Annotated in this window: 14 protein-coding genes; 11 read left to right on the forward strand and 3 right to left on the reverse strand. The window is 65.4% G+C overall.

Features of this window, described 5'->3' with window-relative positions; all coding sequences use genetic code 11:
• Positions 1-65 precede the first annotated feature (65 nt).
• The 6 genes from F3H35_RS01280 (at position 66) to F3H35_RS01305 (ending at position 7,578) form a co-directional block, all read left to right on the forward strand.
• Complete coding sequence (locus tag F3H35_RS01280) at positions 66-638, forward strand: helix-turn-helix domain-containing protein (protein WP_149777854.1); 573 nt, start codon at positions 66-68, stop codon at positions 636-638.
• A 10-nt stretch (positions 639-648) separates the two neighbouring features.
• Entirely contained in the window at positions 649-1,272 is a 624-nt protein-coding gene (locus tag F3H35_RS01285; protein ID WP_149777855.1) for a LysE family translocator, read from the forward strand.
• 3 nt (positions 1,273-1,275) lie between these two features.
• Positions 1,276-1,650: a GFA family protein gene (locus tag F3H35_RS01290; RefSeq protein ID WP_149777856.1), complete on the forward strand. Its 375-nt coding sequence runs from the start codon at positions 1,276-1,278 to the stop codon at positions 1,648-1,650.
• 27 nt (positions 1,651-1,677) lie between these two features.
• On the forward strand, positions 1,678-4,122 hold the full coding sequence (locus F3H35_RS01295) for a GcvT family protein (protein WP_149777857.1): 2,445 nt from the start codon (positions 1,678-1,680) through the stop codon (positions 4,120-4,122).
• On the forward strand, positions 4,119-5,018 hold the full coding sequence (locus F3H35_RS01300; RefSeq protein WP_149777858.1) for a homocysteine S-methyltransferase family protein: 900 nt from the start codon (positions 4,119-4,121) through the stop codon (positions 5,016-5,018). The genes F3H35_RS01295 and F3H35_RS01300 overlap by 4 nt, the downstream gene beginning before the upstream one ends.
• A gap of 112 nt (positions 5,019-5,130) precedes the next feature.
• Positions 5,131-7,578, forward strand: coding sequence for a GcvT family protein (locus tag F3H35_RS01305; protein WP_149777859.1), 2,448 nt, complete (start codon positions 5,131-5,133; stop codon positions 7,576-7,578).
• 45 nt (positions 7,579-7,623) lie between these two features.
• Here the strand turns inward: F3H35_RS01305 and F3H35_RS01310 are convergent, their stop codons facing one another.
• The gene (locus tag F3H35_RS01310) at positions 7,624-8,796 is read right to left on the reverse strand and encodes a thiolase family protein (RefSeq protein WP_149777860.1); all 1,173 of its coding nucleotides are present in this window, start codon (positions 8,794-8,796) and stop codon (positions 7,624-7,626) included.
• Between the two features lie 92 nt (positions 8,797-8,888).
• On the opposite strand from F3H35_RS01310, the gene F3H35_RS01315 reads away from it, so the two are divergent.
• From F3H35_RS01315 to F3H35_RS01325, 3 genes are all read left to right on the forward strand, one after another.
• Positions 8,889-9,227 carry an STAS domain-containing protein gene (locus F3H35_RS01315; RefSeq protein WP_149777861.1) on the forward strand — a complete coding sequence of 113 codons (339 nt, stop codon included), beginning with the start codon at positions 8,889-8,891 and terminating at the stop codon, positions 9,225-9,227.
• Positions 9,187-9,756, forward strand: a complete 570-nt coding sequence (locus F3H35_RS01320) for an ATP-binding protein (RefSeq protein WP_149777862.1) — start codon at positions 9,187-9,189, stop codon at positions 9,754-9,756. Before F3H35_RS01315 ends, F3H35_RS01320 begins: the two co-directional genes overlap by 41 nt.
• Positions 9,757-9,989: 233 nt before the next feature.
• Complete coding sequence (locus F3H35_RS01325; protein ID WP_149777863.1) at positions 9,990-11,567, forward strand: gamma-glutamyltransferase family protein; 1,578 nt, start codon at positions 9,990-9,992, stop codon at positions 11,565-11,567.
• Positions 11,568-11,628: 61 nt separating this feature from the next.
• Here the strand turns inward: F3H35_RS01325 and hspQ are convergent, their stop codons facing one another.
• A complete protein-coding gene (gene hspQ, locus F3H35_RS01330; protein ID WP_007816518.1) occupies positions 11,629-11,955 on the reverse strand; it encodes a heat shock protein HspQ in 327 nt (108 codons plus the stop codon).
• A gap of 85 nt (positions 11,956-12,040) precedes the next feature.
• Here hspQ and F3H35_RS01335 point away from each other — a divergent pair, with 85 nt between their 5' ends.
• Together F3H35_RS01335 and F3H35_RS01340 are read left to right on the forward strand one after the other, a co-directional pair.
• Positions 12,041-12,922: an AEC family transporter gene (locus F3H35_RS01335; RefSeq protein WP_149777864.1), complete on the forward strand. Its 882-nt coding sequence runs from the start codon at positions 12,041-12,043 to the stop codon at positions 12,920-12,922.
• A 77-nt stretch (positions 12,923-12,999) separates the two neighbouring features.
• Positions 13,000-13,599, forward strand: a complete 600-nt coding sequence (locus F3H35_RS01340; RefSeq protein ID WP_149777865.1) for a transglycosylase SLT domain-containing protein — start codon at positions 13,000-13,002, stop codon at positions 13,597-13,599.
• A gap of 59 nt (positions 13,600-13,658) precedes the next feature.
• Here F3H35_RS01340 and F3H35_RS01345 read toward each other — a convergent pair whose 3' ends face one another.
• Entirely contained in the window at positions 13,659-14,267 is a 609-nt protein-coding gene (locus tag F3H35_RS01345) for a LolA family protein (protein ID WP_149777866.1), read from the reverse strand.
• Positions 14,268-14,335 lie beyond the last annotated feature (68 nt).

The following is a 14,335-nucleotide window of genomic DNA, read 5'->3' on the forward strand; positions in this document are numbered from 1 at the left end:
CACGGAATCGCGCCACCGTGAAATTCGACGCCGATTTTTCACAGCCGACCGAAAGCCGCCACCGCATGCATCAGACAGATGTCAGCCGCGCCCAGACCCTCGGGGCCGATCTGCGCGCCCTGCGCAAGGCGCGCGGCCTGACGCTGGCCGAGCTTGCCGACAGTCTCGGTCGCTCGGTCGGCTGGCTCAGCCAGGTGGAGCGCGATCTTTCCGAGCCGTCGATCTCGGATCTGCGCCTGATCGCCGAGCAGCTTGGTGTGCCGATGTCCCTGCTTTTCGGCCATGCAAGCGCGCCCGCCAATGAACAGGGCTATGTGGTGCGCGCCGGCGCCCGCCGCCCCATGGGATCGGGCGAGGAAGGGCTGATCGAGGAATTGCTCTCGCCCGATCTCACCGATGATTTCGAGGTCATTCACTCCACCTTCCGGCCCGGCTCGCGCATGCAATCCCCGGCCCAACGCCCGACGCAGGAAGTGGGCTACATCATCTCGGGTCGGCTGGAGCTGAGCATCGGCAATCGCCGCTTCAGCGTGGGTCCGGGCGACAGTTTCCGCTTTCGTGGCGAGCCCTACAGCTGGGCCAATCCGCATGACACCCCCTGCGTTGCGATCTGGGTCATCGCGCCGCCGGTTTATTGAGAGCGCGCGCATGAGCTTCGAGGCATGGACCATTTTCGCGATGTTCTGGGTGGTGTTCGTGGTGACACCGGGACCGAACCATCTCAATTGCATCCAGACCGGCATGGCGCATGGGATGCGCCGGGGTCTGTGGGCGGTGGCGGCGATCCTCACCCAGGCGGTGCTGTTCCTGACCCTGTCGGCGGCGGGCATCACGGCGCTGATCGCGGCCTTGCCCCTGGCTTTCGACGCCGCAAGACTGCTTGGCGCGGCGGTGCTCATATGGCTCGGCCTGCGCGGCTGGCTGCTGGCGCGGCGGCCGGTCACGGCCGACATGGCGCCGTCCGGATCGATCTATTGGCGCGCCTTCGCAATCGCCACGATCAATCCCAAAAGCGTCGCGGGCTATCTCGCGGCCTTCAGTCAGTTCGTCCAACCCGATGTGCCGATCTGGACCCAGATGTGGGTGATCTTTCCCACCGCCCTCACGATCACCGCGCTCAGCTATACGGGCTTCACCGCCCTTGGCGCGGGGCTGGGGCGCGCGGCCCTGGGGGCTATCTTCAACATCTGGCTGCGGCGCGCATTGGCCAGCTGTTTCATCGCCTACGGCGTGCTTCTGGGCAGCGCCGCCACAGCGGCGGGGAGGGCGTAGGCCATGCACCACGGATCATGCCTCTGCGGCGACATCGCCTTTACGGTGCGCGGCCAGCCGCAAGGCGCCTCGGTGTGTCATTGCAGCCAGTGTCGCAAGCAATCGGGGCATCTATGGGCCTCGGCCCATGTGCCGCGGGCGGACATCACCATCACCGGCCCTGTTCGCTGGTTCGAGGCGACGCCCACCGCCACACGCGGCTTTTGTCCGCGCTGCGGGTCTTCGCTCTTCTGGGCGGCCCATGACGAGGACAGGATCAGTTTCGCGCTCGGCGCTTTGAACGCGCCCACGGGCCTCACGCTGACCAAGCATATCTTCACCGCCTCCAAGGGCGATTACTACGACATCGCGGACGATCTGCCGCAAATCGATCACTAGAAAACCAAACGGGGAGGCACCCAAACCATGGCCGATTTTCCGACAACAGCCCGCGTGGTCATCATCGGCGGCGGCGCCGTGGGCGCATCCTGTCTCTATCATCTGGCCAAGGCCGGATGGTCCGACAGCGTGCTGCTGGAAAAGAACGAGCTCACCGCAGGCTCCACATGGCACGCGGCAGGCAATGTGCCCACCTTCTCGACCTCATGGTCGGTGATGAACATGCAGCGCTATTCGACCGAGCTTTATGCCCGCCTGGGCGACGAGGTGGATTACCCGATGAACTACCACCAGACCGGCTCGATCCGGCTGGGCCATAGCCGCGAACGCATGCAGGAATTCGAACGCGCCCGCGGCATGGGCCGCTATCAGGGGATGGATCTCGAGATCCTCGCCACCGACGAGATCAAGGCCCGCTACCCGTTCATCGAAACCCACGATCTGCAAGGCGCGCTCTATGATCCCAACGATGGCGATATCGACCCCGCACAGCTGACACAGGCGCTGGCCAAGGGCGCGCGCGACATGGGCGCCACCATCCTGCGCTTCTGCCCGGCCACCGGCGTCAGCCGCGAGAATGGCGAATGGATCGTGCATACCGACAAGGGCGACATTCGCTGCGAATACGTGGTCAACGCCGCCGGGTACTATGCGCAGCGCGTCGGAGAATGGTTCAAGCCCTTCGGTGGGCGCACCGTGCCGATGATGGTGATGAGCCACCAATACCTGCTGACCGACGAAATCCCCGAGCTCGAAGCCTGGAGCCGCGAGGCCGGTCACAAGCTGCCCCTGCTGCGCGATGTCGACAGCTCCTATTATCTGCGACAGGAAAAATACGGGCTAAACCTCGGCCCCTACGAACGGCACGGCCGCGCGCATTGGGTCGATCCTTCGGATCCGATGCCCGACGATTTCAGCTTCCAGCTCTATCCTGACGATCTCGATCGCATCGAATGGTATGTCGAAGACGCCATGGCCCGCGTCCCGCTTCTGGGCACCGGTGGCGTCAACAAGGTGATCAACGGCCCGATCCCCTATGCCCCCGATGGCCTGCCCCTGATCGGCCCGATGCCCGGTGTGCCCAACGCCTTCGAGGCCTGCGTCTTCACCTTCGGCATCGCTCAGGGCGGCGGCGCCGGCAAGGTGCTGGCCGAATGGGTCACAGAAGGCGCCACCGAATGGGATATGTGGGCCTGCGATCCGCGCCGCTACACCGACTACACCGATACCGAGTACTGCATCGCCAAGGGGCTCGAGGTCTACGGCCATGAATACGCTATGCATTTCCCCTGGCACGAATGGCCCGCAGGCCGCGACCGCAAGCTCTCGCCGGTGCATGATCGCATCAAGGACCTCGGCGGGGTGATGGGCGCCTATAACGGCTGGGAACGGGCCAACTGGTTCGCCAAACCCGGCGACGACACCTCCGAAGAGGCGACCCAGACCTGGAACCGCGCCGGCCCCTGGGAGCCGCGCATCGCCGAAGAATGTGCCGCCGTGCGCGACGCCTGCGGCGTGCTCGACCTGCCCGGCTTCACCCGCCTCTGGATCGAAGGTGCGGGCGCCGATGACTGGCTGCGCGGCTTCGTCACCGGCGGCCTGCCCAAGGTGGGCCGCATAAACCTCGTCTACGTGGCCGATGCCCGCGGCCGTGTCCTGACCGAATTCTCCTGCATCCGCCTTGCGCCCGACAGCTTCGTGCTGATCACCGCCGCCACCGCCCAATGGCATGACGGCGAGCTGGTGCGTAACGCGCTGCCCGGAGGCCTCAGCTTGCGCGAAACCACCGCCGAGCGCGACGCGCTCCTGCTGGCTGGCCCCACCTCCCGCGCGGTTCTCGGCCCGCTCACCGATGCCGATCTCTCGCTGCCATGGCTCAGCCATCAGCACTGCACCGTGGCGGGGCAAAAGGCCTTCCTGATCCGCGTCAGTTTCACCGGCGAACTGGGCTGGGAAATCCACGCCGAGAACGCCGCCATCCCCGCGATCTACGATGCGCTGCTGGCGGCAGGGGCCAAACCCTTCGGCATGTATGCGCTCAATTCCCTGCGCATCGAAAAAGGCTACCGCGCCTGGAAGGGCGATCTGTCGACCGATTATTCAATGCTCGAAGCCGGGCTCGAGCGGTTCGTCAAATTCGACAAGCCTCAGGACTTCCCCGGCAAGGCCGCCCTGCGCGCCGAACAGCAGCGTGGCCCTTCCAAGCGCTTCGTCACCCTGATCGTCGAGGCAGGCGAGGCCGACGCCCCCTATATGTCGACCCTCTGGCATGACGGGCAGATCGTCGGCGAGACGACATCGGGCGCCTGGGGCTACCGGGTCGGGGCCTCGGTGGCTCTGGCCATGGTCCGCGCCGATCTGGCGCAGCCCGGCACCACGCTCGAGGTCGAGATCTACGGCACCCGCCACCGTGCCACCGTACAACCCGACGGCTCGCTCTGGGATCCGTCCAATGAAAGACTGCGCGCATGACAGCGATCACGCTTCTCGACGGCTCCATCGGACAGGAACTGGTCCGCCGCGCAGGGGATCCGCCCACCCCGCTCTGGTCGACGCAGACAATGCTCGATCACCCTCATCTCGTCCGCGAGGTGCATGACGCCTATTTCTCTGCAGGGGCCACGGTCGCCACGACCAACACCTATGCCGTGCTCGAAGACCGGCTGGCGCGCGTCGGGCTCGAAGCGCGCATGGCCGACCTGACCCAGACCGCCGTCATGGCGGCGCGCGCCGCGCGCGAAGCGGCGGGCAAGGGCCGTGTGGCCGGTGTCGTCGGCCCGCTCATCGCCTCCTATCGCCCCGACATCTGCCCCGCGCCCGACATCGCGGCCGGGATCTATGACCGCCCCGTGGGGTTGCTGGCCGATGCCGGCGTCGATCTGCTGCTGCTGGAAACCATGTCCTCGGTCGCGCAGGCCGACGGCGCGCTGCGCGCCGCCTGCGGGCGCGGCCTGCCGGTATGGCTCGCCCTCACCGTAAACGACACCGACGGCACATGCCTGCGCTCGGGCGAGCCGCTCGGCGCCATCGCGCCCCTGATCGACCGCTTCGCTCCCGATGCCCTGCTGATCAACTGCTCCCGCCCCGAGGCGATCGCGCCCGCGCTCGACATCCTCGGCAAGTTCGGGCTGCCCTTCGGTGCCTATGCCAACGGCTTCACCGAAATCAGCACGGACTTCCTGACCGACGCGCCCACCGTGGACGCGCTCGACGCCCGCACCGATCTCGGCCCTGCGCGCTATGCCGAGGCGGCGATGGGCTGGCTGTCCCAAGGCGCCACGATCCTCGGCGGCTGCTGCGAAATCGGCCCCGCTCATATCGCCGAGCTGGCGCGCCGCCTGACCGCGGCGGGGCATCGCCTGCAATGACCGGGCGTTTCTTCTGGCCCCAAATATCCAGGGGGGTCCGGGGGGCCGCGCCCCCCGGTCGCCTCGCCCCGATCTCCACCGCTCCCTCATGCGTCCAACCCAAGGCTCACCCATGACCGATATCCCGACCAAAGCCCGCGCCGTCATCATCGGCGGCGGCGTCATCGGCTGCTCCGTTGCCTATCACCTGACGAAACTCGGCTGGCAGGATGTGGTCCTGCTGGAACGCAAGCAGCTCACCTCCGGCACCACATGGCATGCCGCGGGCCTGATCGCACAGCTGCGCGCCACCGCGAACATGACGAAGCTCGCGAAATATTCCCAGGAACTCTACGGCAATCTCGAAGCCGAAACCGGCGTCGCCACCGGGTTCAAGCGCGTGGGCTCGATCACCGTGGCCCTGACCGAGGAACGCCGCGAGGAAATCTGGCGACAGGCCGCCATGGCCCGCGCCTTCGGCGTCGCGGTCGAGGAAATCTCGCCCGCCGAGGTCAAGGCCAAATACCCCCACCTGAATATCGAGGGCGTGACCGGCGCGGTCTATCTCGACAAGGACGGTCAGGGCGATCCGGCCAATATCGCACTGGCCATGGCCAAGGGCGCGCGCCTGCGCGGCGCCGTGGTGACTGAGCGCACCCGCGCCACCGGCGTGACCCGTCAGGGCCGGCGCATCACCGGCGTGGACTGGCAGGCCGAAGATGGGCGGTCCGGCCATATCGAGGCCGAACACGTGGTCAATTGCGCCGGCATGTGGGGCCGCGAGCTTGGCGCGATGCTGGGCGTCAACGTGCCCTTGCAGGCCTGCGAGCATTTCTACATCGTTTCCGAGCCGATCGCAGGCCTTGGCCCCCTGCCCGTGCTGCGCGTGCCCGATGAATGCGCCTATTACAAGGAAGACGCGGGCAAGATGATGCTCGGCGCCTTCGAGCCGGTCTCCAAACCCTGGGCGCTCTCGGGCATCCCCGCGGATTTCGAATTCGACCAGCTGCCCGAGGATTTCGACCATTTCGAACCGATCCTGGAATGGGCCGTGAAGCGTATGCCCATGCTGGGCGAGGCCGGCATTCACACCTTCTTCAACGGCCCTGAATCCTTCACCCCCGATGACGCCTATCATCTCGGGCTGTGCCCCGAGATGGACAATGTCTGGGTCGCCGCCGGGTTCAACTCCATCGGCATCCAGTCGGCGGGCGGCGCGGGAATGGCGCTGGCGCAATGGATGGAGGATGGCGCGAAACCCTTCGATCTGGGCGACGTGGACATCTCGCGCATGCAGCCCTTTCAGGGCAACCGCACCTATCTTGCGCGCCGCTCCACCGAAACGCTGGGGCTGCTCTACGCCGATCACTTCCCCTACCGCCAGAAAGCCACCGCGCGCGGCGTGCGCCGCAGCCCGCTGCATGCCCATCTGCTCGACCATGGCGCCGTCATGGGCGAGATCGCCGGCTGGGAGCGTGCCAACTGGTTCGCCACTCCCGGTCAGGACCGCGAATATGCCTATTCCTGGGGCCGGCAGAACTGGTTCGCCAATGCCGCCGCCGAACATGCCGCGATCCGGGGCGGCGTGGGGATGTATGACATGTCCTCCTTCGGCAAGCTGCGCGTCGAAGGCCCCGAGGCCGAGGCGTTTCTCAACCATGTCTGCGGCGCGGATATCTCGGTGCCGGTGGGCCGCATCGTCTATACCCAGTTCCTCAATCCTCTCGGCGGGATCGAGGCAGATGTGACCGTCACCCGCCTCTCCGAGAGCGCCTGGATGGTGGTCACCCCCGCCGCCACGCGGCTGGCCGATGAAACCTGGCTGCGCCGCCATCTTTCGGGGCGCATGGCGGTCATCACCGATGTCACCGCCGCCGAGGCCGTGCTGGCCGTGATGGGGCCCAAGGCGCGCGATGTGATGCGCGCCGTCTCACCGGATGACTTTTCAAACGACGCGCATCCTTTCGGCATGGCCCGCCAGATCGAAATCGGCATGGCGCTCGCGCGCGCGCACCGCGTGTCCTATGTGGGCGAGCTTGGGTGGGAGATCTACATCTCCGCCGACATGGCCGGCCATGTCTTCGAAACCCTGATCGAGGCCGGGGCTGATCACGGGCTGAAGCTCTGCGGGATGCATGTGATGGACAGCTGCCGCATCGAAAAGGGCTTTCGCCATTTCGGCCATGACATTACCTGCGAGGATCATGTGCTCGAGGCCGGTCTCGGCTTTGCGGTGTCAAAGACCAAGCCCGATTTCATCGGCCGCGACGCGGTCGCGCACAAGCGCGACGCAGGGCTCGACACCCGCATGATGCAATTCCGCCTGACCGATCCCGAACCGCTGCTCTATCATAACGAGCCGATCCTTCGCGACGGGCAGATCGTGGGCTTTCTCAGCTCCGGCAGCTACGGCCACCACCTGGGCGGGGCGATCGGGCTGGGCTATGTCCCCTGCAAGGGCGAAACCCCCGATCAGCTTCTCGCCTCCAGCTACGAGATCGACGTGGCGGGTACCCGCGTGCAGGCCGAGGCCAGCCTCAAACCGCTCTACGATCCAACCGGCGCCCACGTGAAAGCCTGACAGTGACCGCCCCCGACCCGGATCATCGGTCGGGGGCACGTCCCCTTACATCCGCTCGATCGCGATCGCCGTGCCCTCTCCGCCGCCGATGCAGATCGCCGCGACCCCGCGCCTGAGCCCACGCTTTTCTAGCGCATTGAGCAGCGTCACCATGATCCGCGCTCCGCTGGCGCCGATCGGATGACCAAGCGCACAGGCCCCGCCATTCACGTTCACGATATCGCGCGGCAAACCCATTTCGCGCATGAAGGCCATCGGCACCACCGCGAAGGCCTCATTCACCTCCCACAGGTCCACATCGCCCACGCTCCAGCCGATCCGCTCCAGCAGCTTTTTCGCTGCGGGCACCGGCGCCGTGGTGAACCAGCCGGGCGCCTGCGCATGGCTGGCATGGCCAACAATACGCGCACGTATGTTCAGCCCCGTCTCCTCGGCCGCAGCACGTGAGGCCAGCACAAGCGCCGCCGCCCCATCGCTGATCGAGCTGGAATTGGCCGGCGTCACCGTGCCGTCCTTGCGGAACGCGGGCTTCAGATGCGGGATCTTTTCGGGCCGCGCCTTGCCGGGCTGTTCGTCCTCGGTCACCGTCACCTCGCCCTTGCGGGTGGCAATGGTCACTGGCGTGATCTCGCCCTCGAACGCGCCCGACGCCTGCGCCGCCAGCGCCCCCTCGAGCGACGCGATGGCATAGGCATCCTGCGCCTCTCGGGTGAACTGGAAATGCTCGGCGCAATCCTCGGCGAAGGTCCCCATCAGCCGACCCGTATCATAGGCATCCTCCAACCCGTCGAGAAACATGTGGTCGATCACCTGCGCATGGCCAAGCCGCGCGCCGCCGCGCATCTTGGGCAAAAGATACGGCGCACAGGACATACTCTCCATGCCGCCCGCAATCATGCTGTCCGCATGGCCAAGCGCGATCCGGTCAAAGCCCAGCATCGCCGCCTTCATCCCCGACCCGCACATCTTGTTGAGCGTGGTGGCCGGCACCTCCTCGCCCAGACCGCCGGCGAAACCCGCCTGCCGTGCCGGCGCCTGCCCCTGCCCTGCGGGCAGAACGCAGCCCATCAGCACCTCGTCCACACTCTGGGCGCGCGCATCCGCCAGCGCCGCCGCGATCGACGCCCCCCCCAGAACCGAGGCCGCGACACCGTCGAAATCCCCCTGAAACCCGCCCATGGGCGTGCGGGATGCCCCCGCGATGACAACCTCTTTCATTCTGCGTCCTCCTGTTTCTGGGTCTTGAATACCGAATGGTAAGGAATGGGGTCTAGCCTCGCCCGTATTACTACCTACCGCCCGGAGGCATCATGAACCTGCACAGCACCTATAACAATGACATCAATCTCATCGCCGTCAGCGAAACCCGAATCGATTCCGGCGTCGCGATTCGCTTCAAGGATCTCATGCGCAGCTTGACCGAAACAGGCCCCGATCATGTGATCCTCGATCTCTCCGCCGTCACCTTCATCGATTCCAGCGGGCTTGGGGCGCTCGTCGGCGCGCTCAAGCAAATGCCCACCGGCAAGCGGCTTGAACTGGCCGGGCTGACGCGCGATGTCGCAAAGGTGTTCCGCCTGACCCGGATGGATACCGTGTTCACCATTCATGCCGATACAACGCACTGCCTGTCTCGTGCTGCGGGCTGATCCCGCCATGGGCGCGGCGAAAGCGGCTGAAACCGGTTCGGGCTCTGCTTCGGGCGACAGCTCGGGCTCGGACCGGGGCTCCGGCGATCCCCCCACACGGGCCACGAAGGGAAAGCTGACGCTGCGCTTTTCCGGCGCCACGGACAATATCCGCGCAGCATTGCGGCAGGCCCGGCGCCATCTGGCCAGCCTCCCCGTACCCGAGGACCGGCTGGCCACCATCGAACTGGTGCTGGCCGAGGCGCTGAACAACGTGGCCGAACACGCCTATGCCGGCACGCGGCCCGGTCCGGTCACCCTGAACGCGCGCCATGATGGCGACCGGCTGTGCATCGTGCTGCGCGATATGGGCCGTCCCTTGCCGGGGCTTGTCCCCCCGATCGGCACGCCGCCGGATGTGAACCGGCCCGTCGACGATCTGCCCGAGGGCGGATTTGGCTGGTTTCTGATTCGCGACCTCACAGACCATGTGGACTATGTGCGCCACGGCTCGGAAAACCGTCTGACCCTCGAATTTTCGACACCCTGACAGGGATTTTTCGACCTTCGGGGCCGAAGACACCGTATTGCCCCATTCTACCCGAAATGCTGCCTGAAAGACCGCGCATAAATGATCCTGTAGCTGCATATGGCTTCCCTCGGCGCCGCGTTTTACAGCCCCCACCCAGTGCGCGGCGTCGAGGTCTTGAACTTCCTTCCCCGGATTGGCATTCCCCCGACACGCCCCTAATGTGCGGCCCGCCACGAGCTGAAGGATTTTCCATGCGCGATTTCCACCAACCCGGCCGCTCGGCCGTCTACGCCACCAACGGCATGTGCGCCACGTCGCACCCTCTGGCCGCAAAAACCGCCATCGACATTCTCGAACGGGGCGGCAACGCCATGGACGCGGCCATCGCCGGCGCCGTGCTTCTCGGCATTTGCGAGCCTCAGATGACCGGGATCGGCGGCGATTGCTTTGCCCTGTTCACCAAACCCGGCAGCGATGAGATCCACGCGCTCAACGGCTCGGGCCGGGCGCCCGCCGCCGCCAGTGCCGCCGCCCTGCGCGATCAGGGCCATGACACCGTGCCCCTCAACAGCCCCGCCGCCGTCACCATCCCCGGCGCCATCGACGCCTTCTGCCGCCTGTCCGACGATCACGGCAAACTGGGCCTCGACACGCTTCTGGCACCCGCGATCCGCTATGCCGAAGACGGCGTGCCCGTGGCACCCCGTGTGGCCTTCGACTGGCCCGACGCCGCCAAGGCGCTGCAGGGGCATGGCCTGACCCATTTCTCCATCGCGGGCGCACCGCTGAGCGTTGGGCAGATGTTCCGCGCCCCCGGTCAGGCCGAGGTGCTGCGCCGCATCGCCGCCCAGGGCCGCGACGGGTTCTACAAGGGCGACGTGGCCGAGGATATGATTGCCGCTCTCACCGCCCTTGGCGGGGTACACACGGCCGATGATTTCGCCGCAACCGCCTGCGACTACACCACCCCCATCTCCGGCGACTACAAGGGCGTCGATCTGGTCGAGCATCCGCCCAATGGCCACGGCGCCACCGCGATCCTGATGCTCAACATACTGAAACACTTCGATATTGCGCGGATGGACCCGTTCGGCAGCCAGCGCGCCCATATCGAAGCCGAGGCCACGAAACTGGCCTATGACGCGCGCAACCGGATCATCGCGGACCCCGATCATACGACGCGGCTTGCCCATATGCTCGCCCCGGAAACCGCCGCCAAACTGGCCGCCCTCATCGATCCGTCGAACGCCATGCCCGCCGCGGCCCCGCTCACCGAAGAGGTCCATCGCGAAACCGTCTACATCACCGTGGTCGACCGTGACCGCATGGCCGTGTCGCTGATCTATTCGATCTTCCACGGCTTTGGCTCAGGCATTGCATCGGAAAAATTCGGCGTCCTTTTCCAGAACCGTGGCGCGGGGTTCAACCTGACGCCGGGCCACCCCAACGAGCTGGCAGGCGGCAAGCGCCCGATGCACACCATCATCCCCGGCATGCTGCGCGAAGATGGCCGCGCCTCCATGCCCTTCGGCGTGATGGGCGGCGCCTATCAGCCCACCGGCCATGCCCGTGTCGTGTCGAACCTGCGCGATTTCGGGATGGCGCCTCAAGCCGCGCTCGACGCCCCCCGCAGCTATGCCGAGGCCGGTCAGCTGCGCGTCGAAAGCGGATATGCCGACACCGTGCGCGCCGAACTGGCCGAGCTGGGCCATGACGTCATCGTGCCCAAGGGGCCGATCGGCGGCGCTCAGGCCATCGTCATCCGTCCCGATGGCGTGCTCGAAGGGGCCAGCGATCCACGCAAGGATGGCTGCGCTCTTGGCTACTGATCACGGCTCAGGGGCGCGGCCAATCGGTCGCGCCTCGCCCGGGTCACCCGGTTGTGCAAGCTCAGTTCAGTTGGAAATGCAGCGGATAGTGACCGTCCTCGAACGGTCCGAAGAGATCCGGAATATCGGGATGATCCACCGGCTCCCCGGAATAGTCCGCCACAAGGTTCTGCTCCGAGACATAGGCCACGTAATAGCTCTGTTCGTTCTCGGCCAGCAGATGATAGAACGGCTGCTGGCGCGACGGACGGCTGTCCTCGGGGATGGCGTGATACCATTCCTCGGTATTCGCGAATTCGGGATCCACATCAAAAACCACCCCGCGGAACGGGTGTTTCTTGTGCCGGACCACTTGGCCCAGAGAATATTTAGCGCGTGCTTTCATCATCACATTGTAGCCCCTACTCGCCAAGACTAATGGTTTCAAGGGGCGTTTGTCCAACCCCAGAAGAGAAAAACACGGGAAACAGTTTGTGAGCCTTGCCTTTACAGTCCTCGAAATCGTCGCTCCGGTTTTCCTGCTGGCGGCCTGCGGTTTCCTCTGGGTGAAACTGGGATTCGAATACCGCGTGGAGTTCGTCACACGGATGGCGATGACCCTGTCGGTACCCTGCCTGATCTTCGTCTCGCTCATGCAGACCGAGATCGCACCCGCCGCCCTTACGGCGCTGTCGGCGGCCGCGATGGCCGGCTATGGCGCCCTGACCGTGACGACATGGCTTCTGACCCGCGCTCTGCGGCTGGAAACCCGGACCTACACCGCACCGCTGATCTTCGGCAATACAGGCAATCTGGGCCTGCCTCTGGCGCTGTTCGCCTTCGGCGAAATCGGGCTGGACTATGCCGTGGTGGTCTTTGCCGTCATGGCGATCTGCTCGTTCACCTACGGGATCTGGCTTGTCTCGGGCGGCGGGTCGATACTCAAGGTCCTGAAAGAGCCCCTTGTCGGTGCAACCGTTCTTGGCGGCCTGTTCCTGTGGCAGGGCTGGCAAACCCCGACTTTCCTTACAAATACCCTGAGCCTCTGCGGCCAGATGGCGATCCCGCTGATGCTGATCACATTGGGCGTTGCGGTGGCCCGCTTGACACCGGGGCGCCTTGGACAGGCCGCTGCCTTGTCACTCGTCAAGGTCTGCCTGTGTGCCGGAATCGGCTGGGCGATCGGCACGTGGTTCACCCTCGACAAGACGGCTTTTGCCGTTCTGGTTCTGCAACTGGCGACCCCGGTGGCCGTCACATCCTACCTGCTGGCCGAGAAATACGGCGCTGATTCAGATGCCGTCGCCGGGCTGGTCGTCGCCTCTACGCTGATGTCCGTCGTGGCGTTGCCACTACTTCTTGCCGTTTTGCTCTGACACCCCCTGATTTCTTGTTTCCCACGCGCGCCTGTTTCCGCTAAAGTTGCAGAAAAACAAATCAAAGCGAGAGGCAGATGAGCAGAACTCTTCGCGCAGTCATGATCATTCTTCTGGTGGCGTCCTGCGGTCAACGGGGCGGCCCGCCGCCCAGCAACCTCGACAACGCCTGCTCGATCATCGAGCAGCGTCCTAATTACCTGCGCGCCTTCAACGCGGCCGAACGCCGTTGGGGCGTGCCCATCCATGTGCAGATGGCCACGATCCACCAGGAAAGCAGCTTCCGCAGCGATGCGCGCACACCGTTCCGCTGGACACTCGGCGTGATCCCGATGGGCCGGCAAAGTTCGGCCTATGGCTACAGTCAGGCGCTCGACGGCACCTGGGACGAATACCGCCGGGAAACCCGCCGCTTCGGGGCGCGCCGGGACGACATCTTCGACGCCACGGATTTCATGGGCTGGTACATGACCCAGTCCAACCGCCGCCTCGGCATCGCGCTCAACGACACGCGCAACCAGTATCTCGCCTATCACGAAGGCCGGACCGGCTTTGCGCGCGGCACCTATAACAGCAAACCATGGCTGTTGCGCGTGGCCGACCGGGTCGAGGATCGCTCCCGCATGTACGAAGCACAATTGCGGGCCTGCAATGGCCGGGGCTTCGGCGTCTTCTGACGACGGCCCCCGGCCCTTTGCCCTCATGACCGCCGTGCCGGCTCAGCCCGGCGCGGGTTTTACCTGTCCTGACGGATTTCCGGGCCCTTGCCGGGAATGACGAACCGGTCATTCGCCAACTGCATGCCCGTCCGCAAATCGCCCAGCACGACCGTGGTGCGCCCGCCGCCGCTGTCGTTGATGACCCATTGGCGCAGCTCTATCGGGTCGGCGGTGAACACCAGATCGATACTGCCATATTCGGGATTGTCGGGGTCTTGTGCACGGATCGTGGTGCTCTTGCCGTCGCTCGCATGCCCGGTGACCATGCGCTCCCGCGTCAGATCGACATTGCGCGCCAGAATGATCTTCAGCGGCGTGCGATGCAGCGGATAGGCTTCCGGCCCCGTGTTCGACTTGGGATCGACGATGCCCACCGTATCGCCATCCGCCACCACCAGCGTCTCATCCGGCGGATCATATTCGAACCGCACCCGTCCGGGCCGCTTGATATAGATGCGCCCGGTGCTGATCGTGCCGTCATCATTGATCTGGGTGAACGCACCCTGCGCCGTCTGCAATCCATTCAGATAGCCCGAGATCGCCCCCAAAGACAGCTTTTCCGCCGCCGCAGGCAGCGCTATCGCCACGCTCAGCGCGATGGATGTCAGGAAAGCCAGAGTTTTCATACGGTCAGGTTCCTCTCGATCAGACGGGGCATTTCGATCAACTTAATGCCCTATCACGGCCTGCTATG

Source organism: Roseovarius litoreus (genome assembly GCF_900142765.1).
Classification (GTDB): Bacteria; Pseudomonadota; Alphaproteobacteria; order Rhodobacterales; family Rhodobacteraceae; genus Roseovarius; species Roseovarius litoreus.